General features: G+C 64.0%; 16 protein-coding genes and 3 tRNA genes. 5 read left to right on the top strand and 14 right to left on the bottom strand.

Features of this window, described 5'->3' with window-relative positions; all coding sequences use genetic code 11:
• Positions 1-4: 4 nt before the first annotated feature.
• Positions 5-1,162: a cysteine desulfurase family protein gene (locus AB4068_RS00185; RefSeq protein WP_441432414.1), complete on the top strand. Its 1,158-nt coding sequence runs from the start codon at positions 5-7 to the stop codon at positions 1,160-1,162.
• Positions 1,163-1,240: 78 nt separating this feature from the next.
• Here the strand turns inward: AB4068_RS00185 and AB4068_RS00180 are convergent, their stop codons facing one another.
• Genes AB4068_RS00180 through AB4068_RS00170 form a run of 3 tightly spaced genes read right to left on the bottom strand, consistent with a single transcriptional unit; the run spans position 1,241 to position 3,308 of the window.
• Positions 1,241-1,732: a GtrA family protein gene (locus AB4068_RS00180; protein WP_441432413.1), complete on the bottom strand. Its 492-nt coding sequence runs from the start codon at positions 1,730-1,732 to the stop codon at positions 1,241-1,243.
• 12 nt (positions 1,733-1,744) lie between these two features.
• Positions 1,745-2,599 (bottom strand): fumarylacetoacetate hydrolase family protein, encoded by an 855-nt coding sequence (locus AB4068_RS00175; RefSeq protein ID WP_441432412.1) that lies wholly within the window; start codon positions 2,597-2,599, stop codon positions 1,745-1,747.
• A gap of 40 nt (positions 2,600-2,639) precedes the next feature.
• On the bottom strand, positions 2,640-3,308 hold the full coding sequence (locus AB4068_RS00170) for a DUF1684 domain-containing protein (protein WP_307054181.1): 669 nt from the start codon (positions 3,306-3,308) through the stop codon (positions 2,640-2,642).
• 124 nt (positions 3,309-3,432) lie between these two features.
• On the opposite strand from AB4068_RS00170, the gene AB4068_RS00165 reads away from it, so the two are divergent.
• Positions 3,433-4,242, top strand: a complete 810-nt coding sequence (locus tag AB4068_RS00165; RefSeq protein WP_441432411.1) for a hypothetical protein — start codon at positions 3,433-3,435, stop codon at positions 4,240-4,242.
• Between the two features lie 78 nt (positions 4,243-4,320).
• Positions 4,321-5,127: a transglutaminase-like domain-containing protein gene (locus tag AB4068_RS00160; RefSeq protein ID WP_441432410.1), complete on the top strand. Its 807-nt coding sequence runs from the start codon at positions 4,321-4,323 to the stop codon at positions 5,125-5,127.
• Here the strand turns inward: AB4068_RS00160 and AB4068_RS00155 are convergent.
• From AB4068_RS00155 to bcp, 7 genes are all read right to left on the bottom strand, one after another.
• Complete coding sequence (locus AB4068_RS00155) at positions 5,124-5,603, bottom strand: MarR family winged helix-turn-helix transcriptional regulator (protein ID WP_441432409.1); 480 nt, start codon at positions 5,601-5,603, stop codon at positions 5,124-5,126. The genes AB4068_RS00160 and AB4068_RS00155 overlap by 4 nt on opposite strands.
• On the bottom strand, positions 5,600-6,721 hold the full coding sequence (locus AB4068_RS00150; RefSeq protein WP_441432408.1) for an LLM class flavin-dependent oxidoreductase: 1,122 nt from the start codon (positions 6,719-6,721) through the stop codon (positions 5,600-5,602). Before AB4068_RS00150 ends, AB4068_RS00155 begins: the two co-directional genes overlap by 4 nt.
• 127 nt (positions 6,722-6,848) lie before the next feature.
• On the bottom strand, positions 6,849-10,073 hold the full coding sequence (locus tag AB4068_RS00145) for an efflux RND transporter permease subunit (protein ID WP_441432407.1): 3,225 nt from the start codon (positions 10,071-10,073) through the stop codon (positions 6,849-6,851).
• 64 nt (positions 10,074-10,137) lie between these two features.
• The gene (locus AB4068_RS00140; RefSeq protein ID WP_059387639.1) at positions 10,138-11,643 is read right to left on the bottom strand and encodes a malate:quinone oxidoreductase; all 1,506 of its coding nucleotides are present in this window, start codon (positions 11,641-11,643) and stop codon (positions 10,138-10,140) included.
• A 79-nt stretch (positions 11,644-11,722) separates the two neighbouring features.
• Positions 11,723-13,390 (bottom strand): ABC transporter substrate-binding protein, encoded by a 1,668-nt coding sequence (locus AB4068_RS00135; RefSeq protein WP_441432406.1) that lies wholly within the window; start codon positions 13,388-13,390, stop codon positions 11,723-11,725.
• Positions 13,391-13,524: 134 nt separating this feature from the next.
• A tRNA-Leu gene (locus tag AB4068_RS00130) sits at positions 13,525-13,606 on the bottom strand.
• Positions 13,607-13,723: 117 nt separating this feature from the next.
• Positions 13,724-14,197, bottom strand: coding sequence for a thioredoxin-dependent thiol peroxidase (gene bcp / locus AB4068_RS00125; RefSeq protein WP_284988366.1), 474 nt, complete (start codon positions 14,195-14,197; stop codon positions 13,724-13,726).
• A 109-nt stretch (positions 14,198-14,306) separates the two neighbouring features.
• Between bcp and AB4068_RS00120 the strand changes: the two genes are divergently transcribed.
• Positions 14,307-14,795 (top strand): MarR family winged helix-turn-helix transcriptional regulator, encoded by a 489-nt coding sequence (locus AB4068_RS00120; protein WP_306960850.1) that lies wholly within the window; start codon positions 14,307-14,309, stop codon positions 14,793-14,795.
• A gap of 98 nt (positions 14,796-14,893) precedes the next feature.
• On the opposite strand, the gene AB4068_RS00115 is transcribed toward AB4068_RS00120, so the two are convergent.
• The 4 genes from AB4068_RS00115 to AB4068_RS00100 form a co-directional block, all read right to left on the bottom strand.
• A tRNA-Lys gene (locus AB4068_RS00115) sits at positions 14,894-14,969 on the bottom strand.
• A 70-nt stretch (positions 14,970-15,039) separates the two neighbouring features.
• Positions 15,040-15,115 (bottom strand) — tRNA-Lys (locus AB4068_RS00110).
• A gap of 113 nt (positions 15,116-15,228) precedes the next feature.
• On the bottom strand, positions 15,229-15,864 hold the full coding sequence (locus AB4068_RS00105; RefSeq protein WP_441432405.1) for a PQQ-dependent sugar dehydrogenase: 636 nt from the start codon (positions 15,862-15,864) through the stop codon (positions 15,229-15,231).
• 56 nt (positions 15,865-15,920) lie between these two features.
• Positions 15,921-16,982 carry a sunset domain-containing protein gene (locus tag AB4068_RS00100; RefSeq protein ID WP_284988364.1) on the bottom strand — a complete coding sequence of 354 codons (1,062 nt, stop codon included), beginning with the start codon at positions 16,980-16,982 and terminating at the stop codon, positions 15,921-15,923.
• A gap of 296 nt (positions 16,983-17,278) precedes the next feature.
• On the opposite strand from AB4068_RS00100, the gene ilvD reads away from it, so the two are divergent.
• A complete protein-coding gene (gene ilvD / locus AB4068_RS00095) occupies positions 17,279-19,000 on the top strand; it encodes a dihydroxy-acid dehydratase (RefSeq protein WP_284751164.1) in 1,722 nt (573 codons plus the stop codon).
• Positions 19,001-19,383 lie beyond the last annotated feature (383 nt).

The following is a 19,383-nucleotide window of genomic DNA, read 5'->3' as shown; positions in this document are numbered from 1 at the left end:
CACCATGATCTTCCTCGACGCCGCGGCGACCACACCGGTCCGCAGGGAAGTCCTCGAAGCCATGTGGCCGTATCTGACGGGGGAGTTCGGCAATCCCTCAAGCCATCACAACCTCGGCGAAGCAGCCGCGAACGCGTTGTCCGGGGCACGCGCGGCGGTAGCGAAGGCTCTGGGCTGCCGGCCGGGGGAGATCACCTTCACGTCCGGCGGCACCGAGGCGGACAACCTGGCGGTGAAAGGAATTGCCCTCGCGAGACGTGCGGCGGATCCTGCCCTGAACCGCGTTGTCATCAGCGCCATCGAGCACCCTGCCGTCGAGGAATCCGCACTCTACCTGCAACGCGTCCACGGGTTCGAGGTGGATGTGGTCCCCGTGGACCGGAACGGTGTGGTGACGGTTGAGGCGCTCCGGGCCGCGCTGAGCCCGGAGACGGCCCTCGTCAGCATCATGTATGCGAATAACGAGATCGGGACCGTGCAGCCCGTGCGGCAACTTGCCGAGGTTGCCGCGGAACATGGTGTGCCGTTTCACACGGACGCCGTCCAGGCTGCGGGCTGGCTCCCGATTGGCGTCAAAGAACTTGGGGTCGACGCGCTGAGTATCTCAGGCCATAAGCTCGGCGCACCGAAGGGCAGCGGCGTACTCTATGCCAAGGGCAGGCTGAGACTTGAACCGCTCGTCCATGGCGGCGGGCAGGAGCGGGGCAGGCGCTCCGGGACCGAAAACGTGGCGGGAGCCGTCGCGCTGGCCACGGCGCTGACGCTCGCCCATGCCGGGCAGTCCGGACTTGCCGGACGTGTCACGGAGTTGCGGGATGCCTTCATCCGCGCTGTCCTCGAGGCGGTGCCTGGTGCCGTGTTGACCGGCCACCCCTCGCAACGCTTACCGTCCGTCGCGTCTTTCTGTTTCCCCGGCACCAGCGGGGAGTCGGTGTTGCTTGAGCTTGAGCGGCTCGGGGTGGTGTGCTCCAGCGGATCGGCCTGCGCCGCTGGATCCGACGCCCCCTCTCCGGTCCTGCTGGCCTTGGGAATCGAGCCCGAGGTGGCCCACACAGCTGTGCGTTTCAGCTTCGACTCCACGGTGACGTCAGCGGAACTGGACCAAGCCGCGGAAGCCGTGGCTGCCGCCGTCGGGAGCGTCCAGGGGCTCGGCCGCCGCTGACGGTCCCCACCCCAAGTAACTCGCATTTGTTGTCGTTCTGAGCCCTCAAAACGACAACAAATGCGAGTCAGTTGGGAGTCAAACGTGGCGGGCCCGGCGGAAAATCCAGTGCCGCAGCATCGTGAACCGCACGGCCGTCGCGACGAATCCGGACAGCGTGGTGGTCCAGAGGTCCTCCTCGAGGGTTGCCCCGGGCCGGAATGCATGCAGCACGCCCAGGCTCCCGCCCGTGATGACCAGCGCCACGGCGATCACGATCAACCCGTTCAAGTGGTCCCGCGTCCTCTTCCGGTTGCCGCTGATCTTGAAGGTCAGCCGACGGTTCAGGGCCGTGTTCATGAGCGAGGTGATGATCAGCGCTGCGGCGTTGGCAGGTTGGGGTCCCAACCACGGCCTGAACAGCGCGTACAGTGCCAGCGAGGTGACGGTGCAGATGATCCCGACGCCGGTGAAACGGATGAGCTGCCTGACCACCGGATAGCGCAGCACGCCTTTGCGGCGCTTGCTTGTATTTGGCCTGGAAAGGGACGTCTGCCGCGTCTCAATTGCCGGCACGGCAGGAGGCTCCATTGCTCAAGCCTGTCATATCAAGCTGGGAATTTTCTCCCAAGTTGCTGCGATGACGGGGTTGGTGAGCTCTCCGATGCCCTCAATGCGGCAGCTCACAAGGTCTCCTGGCGCGATCCTGGCACACTCGGCGGGGAAGCCGGTGAGGACCAGGTCTCCGGGGTGCAAAGTCATGAACGACGTGAGGTAGACAAGGATCTCGTCCACCTTCCATCCGAGGTCGGCGGTGCTGGCCGTCCGCAATTCCCTGCCGTTGTGCACGATGCCGATCGAAAGATCACTGTCATTGAGGTCAGTGACGATCCACGGTCCCGCAGGGGTAAACGTGTCCTGGCTTTTCGCGCTGATCCACAATTCGTCGGTCTTCTGCAGGTCCCGCGCCGAGACGTCGTTGCCGATCGTGAAACCGAGGATGGCGTCGCGCGCGTTGTCGAGTGTGAGTCCGCGGACTTTGCGCCCGACGACGACGGTCAGTTCCGCTTCGGGGTCCACGTATCCGACGCCGGAGGCGAGCTCGATGGCGTCGCCTGGTCCGATGACGCTTGTGGCGGCCTTGTGGAACGCCTGTGCAGGCAAATCCCGGCCTGGCTGGCCGGTGTTGTGCGCCATGCCGAAGACGTTGGCGGGAACAGACGGCGCCAGGAACGTGAACACATCCTCGGAGACACGAGAGCCTGCAACCCAACCTGGCCGCCCTGCGCTGCTGCTATTTGCCGGCGACCCGGGGAACGGACTGTCCACCACCGTCCAGCTCCGGCCTTCCGCGGAAGCGAAGTCGGCGGCGTCGTTTGCTACGAAGAACTGTTCGTCCGGTGAGGTGGGGGAGAGCGGGCGGACGCGGGCGATCCGGCGTGCACGTGAGGAAGTCATGAAGACATCCTACGTCCTTGAACCTCTTGAGGCGGCAGGTTTAGACGGGCAAGTAGAGCTCGCCCACGGGGATATCCGCGGCCAGGCGATTCGCGGGCCCGGCCAAGGGGCAGGCCCAGGCCTCGTTGTAGGCGCAGGATGGGTTGTAGGCGAAATTGAAGTCGAGCACGAACTCCTGTTGCCCGGATCCTCGAAGGCCGTGGAAGGCTCCCTTGATGGTGTCCAGCAAGTAGCGGCCGGCGCCGTAGCTTCCTCCGGGTTTGCCGGCCGTGGCGTCGCGGAAGGGCACGAAGATGCCGCCGCCGTAGCTGCGCAGGCGCCACACGGCCAGCGAGCCGAGCTCGTCGAGGTCGAAGGTGCCGAGGCGGACAAACGGCACCACGCCGTCGGTCCCGGTCTGGACGTTCATCTCCTGGCCCGCGCCTTCCGGCGAAAGGGCGGCATAGCGGCGGAACCGGGGATCGTAGTCCGCGGTGCGCAAGCCCGAAAAAGCCTGCTTGCTGGCGGGAGTCAGCGCCGAGGCCGGGTGGGTACCGAACATGCGGTCCCGTTCCTGGCGCCAGTACACGTGGGCTTGGAAGGGGTCGTCCATCGCGATCTTGCGGACGTCGTCGTACAAGGCGAATGTGCGCAAACGCCAGTCTGCGATGTCCACGGCGGAAATGTCCGCCACACTGTTTTCGTCCTCATCGAGCAGATCGGGAGCCATGCGTCCAGCCTAGTCCTACCGCGCGGGCCGAAGCGGCGGCCCGTAGGGCATCGGCTGGGTTTGCAGGCGCGAAACGCCGATCCGGAGGGACGGGCAGCGGCTCGGCGCCGCTAGGCTGGTGCGCATGAGAGCAAAGCGGATCCCGTTGAAGTTTTCAGTCGCCGTCCTCGGTGCGCTCATTGTGGTCGCCGCCGCCGGCTGTAGTTCCGAGGGCAAGGGCGGCGCCGTCTGGACAGCCCGGTCCAGCAGTGCGGCTCCCGGGAGCGCAACGCCGTCGGGCCCAAGCACAGCCGCGCCGTCGGGCGGTTCCAGTGCCAGCCCTTCCGCAGGAAGCACCGCGACGGCGGGGGCGACTGCCGCGGCGTGGAAAACGTACTCGGATGCGGCCAAGAAGGTCAGCTTCGATCTTCCGAGTGACTGGATTGCGCAATCGGTCACGCCCGACGCCGGTTCCATGCCGGGCGCCCTGAAGATCGAGGTCAAAGACGCCAAGGGAGGGTACCTGGCGACCCTTCACACCGGGCTGCCCTCGGCGAGTCCGGCTGACTGCAATCCGGCCGCCAAGCGTCCTTACGTCGTGGTCAGCAGCGTGCCTATTGACCTGCCCCATGCCGACGGTGATTCCACGATCCCGCCGCACGTGGTGTTCCGGGTCATCCAGGGCTATAAATTCTTCGGTTCGTACGGCATCACCAACCTGGTAGCCGGAACCGATGGGCAGGCCTGCCAACTGCGGAACCTTGTGGTGGGACCTGCAGGAAAGGGCAACTACTACTTCGGGGACATGCAAGCCGTGCATGCCTTCGCCACGGATGAAGTAGTTGCTCCCGCGAAGTCCTTCGACACCTTGGACCAGGCCGCCAAGTACGTTGACCAGAGCTCGGAATTCGCCAACGTCCAGCGGATGCTATTGTCTCTGAAGGTCAATCTGTAGAACCAAGGTTGATAGACATTCGTCGGCGCCAACTCTGCCCAATTAGTGGGTTGTCCAGCCGCAACACTCCGGAGATCCATGGAACGCAACGTTGCTGCCCAGCTCGTTTTCAAGACCGTCGCCAACACCAAAGTGGCCATGGCAATCGCCGTGGCCAGCAATCCGGGCTATGACTCGTTGACCGAAGAGCTGTCCGTCACGGTGGAGGGCGAAGCTGTTCCGTTCACTGAGTTGAGGGACCATCACGGCGGACGCTTCCAGTACATGGAGTTCGAAGAACCCAGCGAGGTAACGGTTGATTACCGTGCCTCGGTGGAGGGCTTGGGTGCCCCGGATGAGTCCTCCCGTATGGAACTCATCCGCTACGTGCGGCCCAGCCGTTATGCCGAGTCCGATCGGCTCCTTCCGACGTCGTACGCCGAGTTCGGCGGGCTCCACGGCGAAGAACTGTTGCAGGCAGTCCGGAATTGGGTCCACGACGAGCTCCGCTACGTCAGTGGTTCCTCGCGCGGGACGGATGGAGCGGTGGAGACGCTCCTGCACCGCAAAGGGGTTTGCCGGGACTTCGCCCACCTTGCCATTGCCCTCCTGCGTTCCAAGGACATCCCCGCCCGGCTTGCGGCGGTGTACGCGCCAGGACTGAGCCCCATGGACTTCCACGCCGTGGCTGAGGCCCACATCGACGGAACGTGGTACGTGATCGATCCCACCGGCTTGGCCCCGCGCGAGTCCATGCTGCGCATCACGGCCGGACGCGATTCCTCGGACACCGCGTTTCTGTCCACGGTGGGCGGCAGCCTGTCATTGAAGAGCCTGAAAGTCACCGCGGTGGTGGCCGACGAGCTGCCGGATGAGGATCCGGCAAAGCTCGTCGTCCTCCGCTAGCCTTCGCGCGGCTGCTTGTGCGCGACGAACACTTGCAGCTTTTCCGTCAGGCGAAGGAGCTCACGCTGCTCCTCGGCTGTCAAAGCCGGAGCCACAAGTTCGGCGATGTCGCGGACGTGCTCCCGCCCGATCTCCTTCTGCAGTTCCTGCCCGGCCGCGGTAAGCCCCAGTAGGATGCCGCGTCCGTCGTCGGGGGCGATGCTGCGCTCCACGAGCCCGCGCTTCTCCAACCTGTCAACCAGCCGGCTCAGGCTGGACTGGCTGAGCAGGACGTGATCGTTGATCTCGTTCAGCCGCAGCTTGCCCGTGGGGCAACGGGAAAGAGTGAACAGGACGTCGTACTCCTTGATGGGCAGTTTCTTGAATGCCTGCCCGGCCTGGAGGCGGCGCATCACCGCCACCTGGGAGCGGAACAAGGACTCCCAGGTTTCGGCGGCGAGGCGCACGGCGGACGAGGTGGGCGCTGTGGTGGTCACGGGGTCCGCCCGGCGGAATCGGTAACCGCCTCGCTGGCCGAGGCGATCACGGACGCTGCCACCCGGGATGCATGGGTGGGTGCGTCGGGCACGTGGGCCGGCTTGCGGTCCTCGAATTCCTTGCGCAGGACGGGCAGGACTTCCTCGCCGAAGAGGTCCAGTTGTTCCAGGACGGTCTTGAGCGGGAGGCCCGCATGGTCCACGAGGAACAGCTGGCGCTGGTAGTCGCCGAAGTATTCGCGGAAAGTCAGGGTCTTTTCGATGACTTCCTGCGGACTGCCGACGGTCAGCGGTGTCTGGGACGTGAAGTCCTCGAGCGAGGGCCCGTGGCCGTACACCGGTGCATTGTCGAAGTAGGGGCGGAACTCCTTCACGGCATCCTGGGAATTCTTGCGCATGAAGAACTGCCCGCCGAGGCCGACGATGGCTTGGTCTGCGTTGCCGTGGCCGTAGTGCTCATAGCGCTCGCGGTACAGGCCGATCAGCTGCTGGTAGTGCTCCTTGGGCCAGAAGATGTTGTTGGCGAAGAAGCCGTCGCCGTAGTAGGCGGCAAGTTCCGCGATCTGCGGGCTGCGGATGGAGCCATGCCAGACGAAGGGCGCGACGCCGTCGAGCGGGCGGGGCGTGGAGGTGAAGTTCTGCAGCGGGGTGCGGAACTTGCCGCTCCAGTTGACGGTGTCTTCATCCCAGAGCTTGCGTAGCAGGGAATAGTTCTCGATCGCGAGCTCGATCCCGTCCTGGATGTTCTTGCCGAACCAGGGGTAGACGGGGGCAGTGTTGCCGCGGCCCATGATGAGGTCCACGCGTCCATCCGCCAGGTGCTGGAGCATCGCGAAGTCTTCGGCGATCTTGACGGGATCGTTCGTGGTGATCAGCGTGGTGGACGTTGACAGCGTGATGCGTTCAGTCTGCGCTGCGATGTACGCCAGCGTGGTGGTGGGGGACGATGAGAAGAAGGGGCGGTTGTGGTGCTCGCCGATCGCATAGACGTCCATGCCGATCTCTTCGACCTTCTTGGCGATCGCCACGGCGGCCTTGATGCGCTCGTTCTCCGTGGGGGTGTGGCCCGTGGTGGGGTCAGTGGTGATGTCGCTGACGCTGAATACGCCGATCTCCATGATGTGCCTTTCTGCCTGCCCGATTTGGTGTCCGGGCTCTGCCAACAGTCTATCCCAAAATAGATGCATTTGCATGTATCACTGCCTGCAACAGGGTGAGGCATCATTTTGTTCCCGGTGTGTCGCCCTACTCGGCGGGGCTGGAGGCGGATCGGCGGCCGGAGACTTTGGGAATCATTCCGGTGGTCCAGTCCAGGTGGTCGCCGTCGCCGTGGCCCGCGACCCCGTCCTGCGCGACGTCGGGGCGTTGCGTGAGTGCCTTGAGGAGCGCTTTCTTCTCCCGCCGGCCTTCGACCAGTTTGTAAAGGACGGGCACCAGGACGAGCGTCAACGCCGTGGACGAAACGAGGCCGCCGATGACCACAACCGCCAGCGGCCGGGAAATGAACCCGCCGCCTCCCGTGAGGCCCAAAGCCATGGGTGTCAGGGCGAAGACGGTAGCAAGCGCCGTCATGAGGATCGGGCGTAGCCGCTGCCTGGCTCCGTGGGTGATGGCGTCTGCCACGCTCATTCCGGGGCTGCCATCGTGTGGTTTGCGGTACTGGTTGATGAGGTCGATCAGGACGATCGCATTGGTCACGACGATTCCCACCAACATAAGCATGCCGATCAGGGAAGGCAGTCCCAGCGGAACGCCCGTGACCAGGAGCAGAGCGATGGCGCCCGTCGCCGCAAAAGGCACGGACACGAGCAGGATGAGGGGCTGGATGAGGGACTTGAACGCGGCCACCATGATGACATACACAATGGCGACGGCTGCCAGGAGCGCGAGCCCGAGCTGTCGGAAGGAGTCGGCCTGCTGCGTCGTGGCGCCGCCGATGGTGGCGGTAACGCCTGCCGGGAGCTGCACCGAGGCCAGCCGGTCACTGACTGCCGTGCTGACGGCGCCAAGGTTGGAGCCCGACGGCGTGACGGTCACCTTCGCGCTCCGCTGGCCGTTGCTGCTCGTGATGGAGACCGGGGTGTCAACTTGATCCACGGACGCGATGCTCGACAGCGGAACGGGCCCGGCCGGCGTCGGGAGATTGATGGCCCTGACATCGGAGATGCTGGTGAAGTGCGTGCCTTCGCCGATCTGCACCGGGAAGTCCGTGGTGTCGATACGGACGGTGCCTGCGGGGATAGGGCTGACCGTGGACGCGAGGACCCCGGCGACTTGTTCCTCGTTCAGCCCGGCGGCGACGGCCTTGGCGCGATCTACCTTCACCTGGACTACGGACTGGCTGGCATCCAGGTTGGTGGCTACCTCGGCACTCCCGGGCACGCCGTCCATGGCCTTCGCCACGGCGTCGCTTGCGGTCTTGAGATCCGCCGAGTTGGCGGCGTTGATGGTGATGTCGACGCTGGAAGAGGTGCCCAGCCCGCCTTGCTGTGCACCGACAGTGACCTTCCCGGGAGCCGAGGCACTGGCGAGCCGGGACCGGACCGTGTCCTGCAATTTCTGCTGGTCAGCCTTATCGTCAGTCACCACGGTGAACGTCGAGTTGGAAGCGCCGCTCGAGGTGAGCGCGGCGAATCCCGTTTGGGCGTTGCCTGACGTGACCTGGACGTCCTTGATGCCGTCTATCCCGCGGAGGACCGATTCCACCTGGGCGGCGGCGGCGCCGGTCTGTTCCAAGCTGGTGCCGGCAGGAAGGACCTGCCGGACGGTCATGCTGTTTTGGCCGGAGTTACCCAGCAAGTCGGTAGCGAGTAGGGGAGACATGGCAGCAGTCCCGCCCAAGACCAGCACAGCAGCGACGATCGTGATGACCGGGTGCTTCTGGGTCTTGGCCAGGATGGGCAAGTAGCCGCGCTGCAGGCGGCTGCGTTGCTCCGCCTCGTGCGCCTTGGATCGGGCGGCCTCGGCGGCACGGGCGTCCTCCGCAGCCGAAGCCGGCGACGGCGACTTGAGGAACCAGTAAGCCAGGACCGGAACGATGGTGAGGGAGACGAGCAACGAGGACAACAGGGCGATGGTCACCGTCAGGGCGAAGGGCCTGAACAGCTCGCCAGCCAGGTTGCCCACAAAGGCGATCGGCAGGAACACGGCAACCGTGGTGAGGGTGGACGCTGTGATGGCGCCGGCAACTTCGCGGATCGAATTGAGGATGGCCCCGAGCTTGTGCTCGCCGTAGCTGAGGTGCCGTTTGATGTTCTCGATCACCACGATCGAGTCATCCACCACGCGGCCGATCGCGATGGTCAACGCGCCGAGGGTGAGGATGTTGAGCGAGTAGTGGGTCGCCGATATTCCGATGAACGTGATCAGGAGCGACAACGGAATGGAGACCGCCGTCACGAGCGTTGAGCGTACGGACATCAGGAACACGAGGATGACCGCTACCGCGAAGCCCAGCCCAAGAAGGCCTTCCGTCGTGAGGTCCTTGATGGACTTTTCGATGTACGGGGCTTGGTCGAACACTGGCGTGAAGTGCGCATTGGAGCCGAGCTCGGCTTCCACCTGGGCAATGGAATCCTTCACGGCGTGCGAAATGGCAACGGTATCGCCGTCGGGCTTTTTCGTGATGGACAGGGCCAGCGTCGGCTTCCCGTTGGTCCGGGTAATCGAGGTTGCGGCGTCGTCCTTGATGCTCACGTCGGCAACGGAGCCGATGGTGGTTCCGCCCTTGGCGCCGGTGAGCGGCAAGCCCTTGATGACGTCGAGGGAGTCCACCGGGCTGCCGATTTGCAGGGAAAGGGTCTTGCCCTGGTCCTCGATGGTTCCTGCCGGTACCAGGGTCCCGTTGTTCTTGAGGGCGTTCGTGAGCGACTGGATCGTGGCGCCGCTCGCGGCCATGGCTTGGGCTTTGGGCTGGATCAGGATGTGTTGGGTGGCCCCGCCTGTCACGTCAGCGCTGCGGACCCCGTCCAGTTTCTGGAGCCGGGGAACGCTCAATCGCTGCAGGTCCGTGTTCAGCTCGCTGAGAGGCTTGTCCGAAGACACCGCCAGGTACACGATCGGGAAGTCGCTGATGCTGCCGGCAAAGGATCGGGGCTCGACGTCGGCCGGCAGCACACGCTTGGCGTTGGAGATGGCGCGGTCGATCTGGTTGCGCGCGCGGTCCAGGTTCGAACCGTAGGTGAACACCATGGAGATCTGCGAAACACCGTTCCGCGACGTCGACGTGGTCGATTCCAGGCCCTCGACGCTGTTCAGTGCTGCTTCGAGCGGGCGGCTGAGCTGCTTGTCGACAACTTCCGGCGACGCGCCCGGCATCGCCGTGATCACCGAGATCTGCGGGAACTCGATCGAGGGAATGAGTTCCTGCTTGAGGGACGACATGGTGATCACGCCGAACACCGCCGCGAAGACGGTGATCAGCGCGATCAGTGCCCTGTTCGCCAGTGAAAGCTTTGCCAGACGGAACATTGCACTGTCTCCTGGGATCTACGGTCTGTCTCTTGTCGTGAACCGGCCGCAGCCCGGACGGTTGCTAGTGCTGGACGGCGTCGGCAGGCTCGAGTTGGAGCGAACGGGCAGTGCTCGCTTCCAGCTCGGCCGCAAGGTCGGGATTGTCGTTTAGCTTGACGCCGTAGCCCGGCATCATTTCCTTGAGCTTGGACTGCCAGCCTTTGAAGTTCTTCGGGAAGGACCGCTGGAGCATCTCGATCATGATGGGGACGGCGGTCGAGGCGCCGGGGGAGGCGCCGAGCAGTGCTCCGATGGATCCGTCACGGGCCGTGATGACCTCGGTGCCGAACTGCAGCACGCCGCCCTTCTTGGAGTCCTTCTTGATAATCTGAACCCGCTGGCCTGCTGTGATGAGCTCCCAGTTGCCGCCGTCGGCCTGGGGGTAGTACTCGCGAAGGGACTCCACCTTGGCGTCGTGGCGCTTGGCCACTTCCTTGATCAAGTACGCGGTCAAGTCCATGTTGTCCTTGGCCACGGCCAGCATCGGGATGATGTTGCTCGGGCGGATGGACAGCGGAAGGTCAAGGTAGCTGCTCGTCTTGAGGAAGTTGGTGGAGAAGCCGGCGTACGGGCCGAAAAGCAGGGAACGCTTGCCGCCGACGTAGCGGGTATCAAGGTGCGGCACGGACATGGGCGGGGCGCCGACGGAGGCCTGGCCGTACACCTTGGCGCTGTGCTGGCTGGCGATGGCCTCGTCGGTGCAGCGGAAGAACTGTCCGGATACCGGGAAACCGCCGTAGCCCTTGCTTTCCGGGATGCCCGATGCCTGGAGCAGGTGGAGTGCTCCGCCGCCCGCGCCGACGAAGACGAACTTGGCGTGGATCCGGCTGTGTTCGCCGGAAGCGGGGTACTTGAGTGAAAGGTCCCAGCCGCCGTCGGAGGCTTTGCTCACATTGGTGACGTCGTGGCCATAGTTGACTTCAACGCCGTTCGCGGCGAGGTAGCCGGTCAGTTCGCGGGTCAAGGCGCCGAAGTCGACGTCGGTGCCTTCAGCGGCGCGGGTGGCGGCAACGCGCTGCTTGGCGTCGCGGCCCTTGACGATCAGCGGAGCCCACTTGGCGATCTGTGCCTGGTCTTCCGTGTATTCCATGCTGCGGAAGAGCGTGTTGGGCTTGAGTGCCTCGTAGCGGGTCTTGAGGAAGTCTGCGTGCTTGTCGCCGATGACGAAGCTCATATGCGGGACGGTGTTGATGAATCCCTTCGGGGAGCCGATCAATTTGTTGTCCACGAGGTGGGACCAAAACTGCCGGGAGAGCTGGAACTGCTCGTTGATGTGGAGGGCCTTGGACGGGTCTACCGAGCCGTCCTTGGCTGCGGGCGAGTAATTAAGCTCACAGAGCGCTGCGTGCCCGGTTCCCGCGTTGTTCCACGGTCCGGAGCTTTCCAGGCCGGCTTCGTCGAGTCGCTCAAAAAGGGAGATGGTCCAGCTGGGTTCGAGTTGCTTGATGAACGCCCCCAGGGTTGCGCTCATGATCCCGCCCCCAATAAGGACGACGTCAGCGTGGTGTGTCTTGGAAATGAAGGTCACGATCTATCTCCGATAGCGGCGGCACTGGCTGTCACAGAATATCCCCGCGTGGGCACATAACTGAAATTGCGGCGGGACGTCAAGACTTCAGGCGAACGTTTGTAAAAACTTCGTTTAAGACAGGCGATGCCGGGTACTTCTCGACGCGGTCGGAAAGGGCCAAAGCCGAGATCGGGAAGGCGATGGGTACCGCCGGGACGGTGGCAGCGATCTGCGCATTGATGGTCTGGTACTGCGAGTTGCGGTCAGCGCCGTCGGGGAGTCCCCGGGCCCGGTCGATCTTTGAGAAGACTTGGGGATCGCTGTAGCCGAACTCACCGTTGTTTTCACCGAAGAGGGTTCCAACGAAGTTGTCCGGGTCCGAGTAGGCGCCATTCCAGCCGAGCAAATGCAGCGCATGGTCACCGGGTGATTGGACCTTCTGGAGGTAGCCGTCGTCCCAGTTCACGGGCACCGGCTTGATGTTCAGTCCGATGGCGGTGAGCTCCGCGCTGATCTCCGCGTAGATCTTCTCCGGAGTGGGAAGGTAGGCGCGCGTGACATTGAGTGGGTAGTAGAACTTGAGCTCCTCGCCTTTGTAGCCCGACTTGGCGAGGAGTTGCTTGGCCTTGTCCGGGTCGTATCCCAAGGACGGTGCGTTGTTGTTGAAGCCGCTCAGCTTGGGGGGAACAAACTGGGTCGCAGGTGAGGTGTTGTCGATGAAGAACTTGTGGATAAGGGTGTCTTTGTCGATGGCCATCTCTATTGCCTGCCGCACGCCAAGGTTCTGGAGGGGCGCCACGGACTCGTTCATCCCCAGGTACATCACGGAGAACGGATCCCGTTGGACGATTTGCATGCCCTTCTTGACCAGTTGGTCAAAGGTGCCGGCGGTAACAAGGTCGTATCCGTCGATGGTTCCAGCGAGCAAGGCCTGGAGGCGGGCCTGCGGATAGTCGAACGGAATGAAGTTGACCGCGGCTATCTCTCCCCGGTCGCCCCAGTAGCCCTTGTAGCTGGTCAGCGTAATGCGGTCCTGGCTCCAGAAGGAGAAAACGTAAGGTCCCGTGCCCACGGGGTGGGAGGCATAGGCTGACGCCGGCTGGCCTGACAGCTTCTTGTCCAGGACGTCGGCCTTGCCGTCGGCCATTGCTTTCGGGGAGGACATCGCGAACGCCGGCAGGGTCAAAGCCTGAAGGAAGCCTGTGAAGGGCTTGGCCAGGTTGATTTGGACGTGATCGGGGGAGATGACCTTGCAGTTCTTGAAGAGCGAAAGCGAAGCGTCGTCCGCGAAGGATTTGAAGACGCTCTTGAATGCAATGCCCGGTGCCTGCTGACGCACGGTCGCCGGGAAATTGAACCAACGGTTGAAGTTGCTGCAGACGGCGGCGGCGTCAAAGACGGTGCCATCGTGGAAGGTGACTTTCGACCGCAACGTGAAGTCGTAGCTGAGTCCGTCGTTCCCTTGTGACCAAGAGGTGGCAAGCAGGGGAGTTGGTTGGCCGGTGGACGCGTCGACCCCCACAAGGCCTTCCATCACTTGCCGGGTCACGCGATAGGACTCGGAGTCGTTCGTCACGGCGGGATCGAGCCCAAGCGGCATCGACGGGGTGCCGAAGTTGAAGGTCTTGCTCGGCTCTGCCTTGGTGCTGCCCGCGGCCGAGGCTGACGGTGCCGGTCCAGGACTTACCGTGCACGAGGTCAAGGCCAGGGCCAGAAGGCCTGCGCCGATTTGTAGCGTGACTCGGCGAAGCTTGCTGCTTACCACTCTTGTCCCCTCAAGGCAGTTGGACGGGCTTGGGGCCCGCGGCAGCCGGACCGCGGTCCAGTCTAGTTCAGGGCCCTGAGTCCCGGCTGGAAACTGGAAGKGCCCCGGCCAAGGACCGGGGCACTTCCTGAATGTGCGCAAGGGGGGACTTGAACCCCCACGCCCGAAGGCACAGGAACCTAAATCCTGCGTGTCTGCCAATTTCACCACTCGCGCTGGTGTTGGTCTCCGGACCGGGATTCAGGGATTCCCGCCGCGGTCTTCTACCGGCCTCCATTGTACCCACGGTTTCGCGCCACCCATTCCAGCCGCGCCTATGCGGCGATGCGGTGGCTACTTGTCGAGTTTGAGGTCCCTGCGGAGTTTGGCGACATGGCCGGTGGCCCGCACGTTGTACTGGGCCAAGGCCACCTTGCCGTCGGGGTCCACCACGATCGTTGAGCGGATCAGCCCTTGGTAGGTGCGCCCGTAGTTCTTCTTTTCGCCCCACGCCGCATAGGCCTCAGCCACGTGGTGCCCCTCGTCGGACAGCAGTGGAAAGGTCAATGATTCTTCGGCCACAAACTTCTCCAGATCCTTCACGGTGTCCGGAGAGATGCCAAGAACCTCGTAACCGGCGGCCTGGAGGGTTGCGAGGGAATCGCGGAAGTCGCAGGCCTGCTTGGCGCATGCCGGGGTGGAAGCCGCGGGGTAGAAGTAGATGACTGTATTGCGGCCACGGTGCGACGCCAGGCTGACCTCGCGGCCCGCGTGGTCCTTGAGGGTGAAGTCCGGGGCAATGTCGCCTGGAATGAGTCGTTCAGCCATTTGTGCTCCTTGCTAGCGTTCGCGATCACTCAGCTTAGTGATCGGCTGGCCGCTTCACGAATTGAACCCCGGTCCTGCTCCGCGCGCAGCGGTCTATATACTGGCCCTTATGCCTGATATGGAACGGTGGCCCACTGGGCGCCTGCTCTCCACGGCCGCGCGACTCGTGGAGCATGCCTGGAACGAGAAACTGCGCGGTATGGACCTGACCCATGCCGGGGTCATTGTCATGGAAGTACTTGCCGTCAACGGACCGACCACCCAGTCGATGCTCGCACAGATCGTCCGGGTTCAGGCGCAGACAATGGGGAAGACGCTCACCAGGCTGGAGGCGCACGGCCACGTCAGCCGTGCACGCAGCGTGTCCGACCGCCGTAGCCAAGTGGTCAGTTTGACCGAGGCGGGGGAGCGCACCCTCGGACTCGCCACGCAGCTGGAACGCGAAGTGCTTGCACCCGTGCCCGTGGACACCGCCAAACTGCGGCGGGAGCTCCAGTCGCTTGTACGCGAACTGGCAAACAATCATTCCTCGGCAGTCGTGAACGACATTGTGGCCGCAGCGGATTCAGGTGTGGCGCCGGGCGAGCCCTCCAACTAGGCCTCCGCAGGTCCGGGCGGAACCGGCTCCGGGCCGAGTCCGGGGGAAAATAAAAAAGATCCCTGGACGGCCATTCAGCCATCCAGGGATCTTCCCTTTGGTGCACCCCCCGGGACTTGAACCCGGAACCCATTGATTAAGAGTCAATTGCTCTGCCAATTGAGCTAGAGGTGCAATTGTTTGTTGCTCGCAACGCAAAGAAATAACCCTTGAGCGGCTACTGCCGCTCAAGGGTCCTTCCCTTTGGTGCACCCCCCGGGACTTGAACCCGGAACCCATTGATTAAGAGTCAATTGCTCTGCCAATTGAGCTAGAGGTGCATTTGTCGATTTCGATCGGCTGAGGGCTTTTCTTCCCTCGTTGATCTCCGCAACGACATGTAACTCTACACGACACTTGCCGAAGTGTGAAATCGGCCCGGGCCTCCTGCGCGTCACTGGCGGGGAGGCTTCAGGAGCAGTGCAAAGTCGGGGTTTTGGTTGTTGCTGAGGACCCACAGTGTGCCGTCCGGCGCTAGCGAAACGTCCCTCAGCCGTCCGTACTGGGCCGTGAGGTACGCCACGGGATTCCCCGCCGTTTCTCCGCGCAGCGGTACGGTCCACAAACGCTGACCGCGCAGCGCGCACGTGAACGCCGTTCCGTTCACGATTTCCAGACCGCTCGGTGAGGCATCCGCCGTCGACGGCCAGACCACCTTGGCGTCGATGTAACCGGCGCGGCCGGGCGCACCGGTCACTTGTGGCCCGCCTTCGCCCCCGGGTACGACGCCGGGAACCTCGCCTACCGTCGTGGCCCGATCGTTCCGGACCGATTTGATCAGCTTGGTGTCGCGTTCGGAGATGACGGCAGTACCGTCGTCGAGGAACACGATCGACCACGGAATTGTCAGATTCAGGTCAAGCTTCCGAATCAACTCGGGTCCGTTGCCTTGGGTAGGCCCCGGTCCGGGGGCACTCCCTGTACAGGCGCTCAGCAACAGGGCCACGAGGCAGGCCACCGCTACGGGAGCCCGGACGAGCCCAAGGCGGGACCGGAAGAGGCTCCCGGATCCCGCCTTTGCCTGGTTCATTGCTTGGGTCCTGGTTGCAGGGCTGCTTGCCGCCCTGGGTCAGCTCCTTGGGGCTCTCAGCGGCGGTTCCTGCGAGGAGGTCGGAAGCCTGCTGCCTCGGCGTGGGCGCTGGAAATAAACCAGACGTCGGCCTTGACCTCGTCGTACGACGGGCTGTCTTCATCGTGATAGGTCATGGTGTCCGCGTTGCCTTTGACGGTGTAGCCATCAGGGCCACTCCCGTCAGCGTCGGCCGCGGCGGAGCCTTCGCCATACGGCTGCTCGGCTGCGAGATGCCCGCCCAGCGGCGATGCGGCTGCGGAATCCTGGGCCACGGTGGTTGACTCAACCGGCGAAGGTGCCGCGTCGGGATTTTCGGCCCGGTCTTCCTGCGCCCCTTCGGCTGCAGTGTCGACTGCCTCCGCCGCGGCGGATTCCGCGCCGGGAAGCGTCGGTGCATGGGCGTCCGTGTATTCGCGGTGGTGGATCGGGGCGGGAGCCACTGGTGCGCTGCCTTCGCTCCAGGTCGCTTCCCATTCGGCGCTGTCGGCCAACTGTTCGGGGGTGGCTGGTTCCGAGCCCGACGACGCCGGAACGCCGGCAGCCGCGGGAACGGACGGCCCGGCGTCGGCCGCGGTAACGTCGTCGGCCGTCACGCCCCCTTCAAGTTCCGGCTCGGCAGCCAGCGGTGCGGCGGTCTCTGAGGCCGTAGCCTCGGAAACCGCGTCCTCGGACAGTACGGGTTCCGAGAGCGTGGGCTCCTCGAACACGGGCTCCACCACCGAGGGGCCGGCCGCTGACGATTCTTCTTCCGGGGCGGCCATGCCGGTTTCGAGGGGAGGGCCGGGGCGCTCCCAGTCGTCGACGTCGACGCCGCCTGCCTCAGTTTCGGCTTCCGGCTCCGGCTCGGGTGCGGCTGCGCGCGACTCGGCTAGCTCTTGATCTGCGGTCGCGGTTGCGGCGACCAAGGGGGCGGAGCCTGTCAATGCGGCTGCTGTGACGTCCATTTGTGGTGACGAGGCGGCCTGCGACGGCGAAGCCCCGGAGCCCGAAGAAGACTTCGCGCTATTGCGGCTCAGGAGCCACCAAACAATCGCGACGATCAACACGATGACGATGACCCAGATCAACCAATCCATGGGAGGAGCCCTTCTGTCTGTTCAATTGGCGCATGTCTGTTCGAGTGGCGCAGCTGTCGTGATTTGACGTTACGTCCGTGTCACGGGGCTGTCTAGGTTAGTCAATCGATTCGCGGCCCTTCAGCGCATCAGCGATCCTGTCGGATAGGCCAGCAGCCGACAATGAGACCCATGTCTCACATAGCGAGACGACTGTCCATTATTTGAATGAAATATTGGCTGAAATAGTGCCAAATTCGCCTTAACCCGCCGATCATGTTCGTTGGCCACAGCCCAAGAGTCATAGACTCGTGCCCATGAGTGACCACACCCCAATTGCGACAGACAACCAGCCGGACATCAAGCCACGCAGCCGGGTCGTAACGGACGGCATCCATGCCGCCCCCGCGCGAGGCATGTTCCGGGCCGTAGGCATGGGCGATGATGACTTCGCCAAGCCCCAGATCGGCGTCGCGAGCTCGTGGAACGAAATTACCCCCTGCAACCTCTCGCTGAACCGGCTCGCCCAAGGCGCCAAGGAAGGCGTTCACGCCGGCGGTGGTTTCCCCATGCAGTTCGGCACCATTTCCGTTTCGGACGGCATTTCCATGGGCCACGAGGGCATGCACTTTTCCCTTGTTTCGCGCGAAGTCATTGCCGACTCCGTTGAAACGGTCATGCAGGCCGAGCGCATCGACGGCTCCGTTTTGCTGGCCGGCTGCGACAAATCCCTCCCGGGCATGCTGATGGCAGCCGCCCGCCTGGACCTCGCCAGCGTCTTCCTCTACGCCGGTTCCATCATGCCGGGCTGGGTCAAGCTTGAGGACGGATCGGAGAAGGAAGTCACCCTCATTGACGCCTTCGAAGCCGTGGGCGCCTGCGCTGCAGGCAAGATGAGCAAGGGCGACCTGGACCGCATCGAACGCGCGATCTGTCCTGGTGAAGGCGCCTGCGGCGGTATGTACACGGCCAACACCATGGCGTGCATCGGTGAAGCCCTCGGCATGTCCCTGCCGGGCTCGGCTGCCCCGCCCTCGGCAGACCGCCGTCGTGATGACTTTGCCCGCAAGTCCGGCGAGGCAGTGGTCAACCTGCTTCGCCTCGGCATTACCGCGCGGGACATCATGACCAAGAAGGCGTTCGAGAACGCCATCGCCGTCACCATGGCCTTCGGCGGCTCCACCAACGCCGTCCTGCACCTGCTCGCGATCGCCCGGGAAGCCGAGGTCGAACTGACCCTGGACGACTTCAACCGCATCGGCGACAAGATCCCGCACCTGGGCGACCTCAAGCCCTTCGGCCGCTACGTCATGACCGACGTCGACAAGATCGGCGGCGTGCCGGTCATTATGAAGGCGCTGCTCGACGCCGGCCTGCTGCACGGCGACTGCCTGACGGTCACGGGCAAGACCCTTGCCGAAAACCTGGCCTCCATCAACCCGCCGGACCTCGACGGCAAGATCCTGCGCGCCCTGGACAACCCGATCCACAAGACCGGCGGCATCACCATCCTGCACGGTTCCATGGCCCCGGAAGGTGCCGTCGTGAAGAGCGCCGGCTTCGACGCCGACGTCTTCGAAGGAACCGCCCGCGTGTTCGAGCGCGAGCAGGGTGCGCTCGACGCCTTGGACAAGGGCGAGATCAAGGCCGGGGACGTCGTCGTGATCCGTTACGAAGGTCCCAAGGGCGGCCCGGGCATGCGTGAGATGCTCGCCATCACCGGCGCCATCAAGGGCGCGGGCCTTGGCAAGGACGTGCTCCTGCTGACCGACGGCCGCTTCTCGGGCGGTACCACCGGCCTCTGCATCGGGCACGTTGCGCCTGAAGCCGTCGACGGCGGACCCATCGCCTTCGTCAAGGACGGCGACAAGATCCGCGTGGACATCGCTGCCCGTTCGTTCGACCTCCTGGTGGACGAAGCCGAGCTCGAGTCCCGCAAGATTGGCTGGGAGCCCCTCCCGGCCAAGTTCACCAAGGGCGTCCTCGCGAAGTACGCCAAGCTGGTGCACAGCGCCTCCACAGGCGCCTACTGCGGCTGAAGCTAAGTACCCCGTGCCTCCAGCGGTGACAAGGCCGCTGGAGGCGGCAGGGCTTAATAAGGGCTGGTCCGAGGGGTCCCGGCCGGACGGCGTTCACGCCGGAGGGTGGGGTAGGACCAGTCCGTGGACAATGAGGTCCACATAGTGAGATGACATCTTCATCGTTTGACACCTATCTCACTAAGAGGGAACACTGAACGCATGATCGCATTCGTTACTGTCGGCGCCACCGTGGGCACTGTCGTACTTACCAAGCGCGTGGCCTCCTAGCCCGACTGGTAACGAACCGTCACGCGCAACCCCTCGAAGAGCCGCAAGGCTGAGGGGTTTTTTTATTTCCCGCAGGGGACGGCGCATTGAGCAAGAACCAGCATGAACGCAGT

The organism is Arthrobacter sp. 2RAF22 (assembly GCF_052115325.1).
Taxonomy (GTDB): domain Bacteria; phylum Actinomycetota; class Actinomycetes; order Actinomycetales; family Micrococcaceae; genus Arthrobacter.
The sequence above is the reverse complement of the archived record's forward strand: the minus strand, read 5'-3'. Positions and strand labels throughout refer to the sequence as shown.

Excerpts from the sequence above, each read along its gene's own strand:
- AB4068_RS00175 (WP_441432412.1), bottom strand. The coding sequence starts at position 2,599 with ATGACTTCCTCACGTGCACGCCGGATCGCCCGCGTCCGCCCGCTCTCC.
- bcp (WP_284988366.1), bottom strand. The coding sequence starts at position 14,197 with ATGGCTGAACGACTCATTCCAGGCGACATTGCCCCGGACTTCACCCTC.
- AB4068_RS00185 (WP_441432414.1), top strand. The coding sequence starts at position 5 with ATGATCTTCCTCGACGCCGCGGCGACCACACCGGTCCGCAGGGAAGTC.
- AB4068_RS00160 (WP_441432410.1), top strand. The coding sequence starts at position 4,321 with ATGGAACGCAACGTTGCTGCCCAGCTCGTTTTCAAGACCGTCGCCAAC.
- ilvD (WP_284751164.1), top strand. The coding sequence starts at position 17,279 with ATGAGTGACCACACCCCAATTGCGACAGACAACCAGCCGGACATCAAG.
- AB4068_RS00120 (WP_306960850.1), top strand. The coding sequence starts at position 14,307 with ATGCCTGATATGGAACGGTGGCCCACTGGGCGCCTGCTCTCCACGGCC.
- AB4068_RS00105 (WP_441432405.1), bottom strand. The coding sequence starts at position 15,864 with ATGAACCAGGCAAAGGCGGGATCCGGGAGCCTCTTCCGGTCCCGCCTT.
- AB4068_RS00100 (WP_284988364.1), bottom strand. The coding sequence starts at position 16,982 with ATGGATTGGTTGATCTGGGTCATCGTCATCGTGTTGATCGTCGCGATT.
- AB4068_RS00180 (WP_441432413.1), bottom strand. The coding sequence starts at position 1,732 with ATGGAGCCTCCTGCCGTGCCGGCAATTGAGACGCGGCAGACGTCCCTT.
- AB4068_RS00145 (WP_441432407.1), bottom strand. The coding sequence starts at position 10,073 with ATGTTCCGTCTGGCAAAGCTTTCACTGGCGAACAGGGCACTGATCGCG.
- AB4068_RS00170 (WP_307054181.1), bottom strand. The coding sequence starts at position 3,308 with ATGGCTCCCGATCTGCTCGATGAGGACGAAAACAGTGTGGCGGACATT.
- AB4068_RS00165 (WP_441432411.1), top strand. The coding sequence starts at position 3,433 with ATGAGAGCAAAGCGGATCCCGTTGAAGTTTTCAGTCGCCGTCCTCGGT.
- AB4068_RS00150 (WP_441432408.1), bottom strand. The coding sequence starts at position 6,721 with ATGGAGATCGGCGTATTCAGCGTCAGCGACATCACCACTGACCCCACC.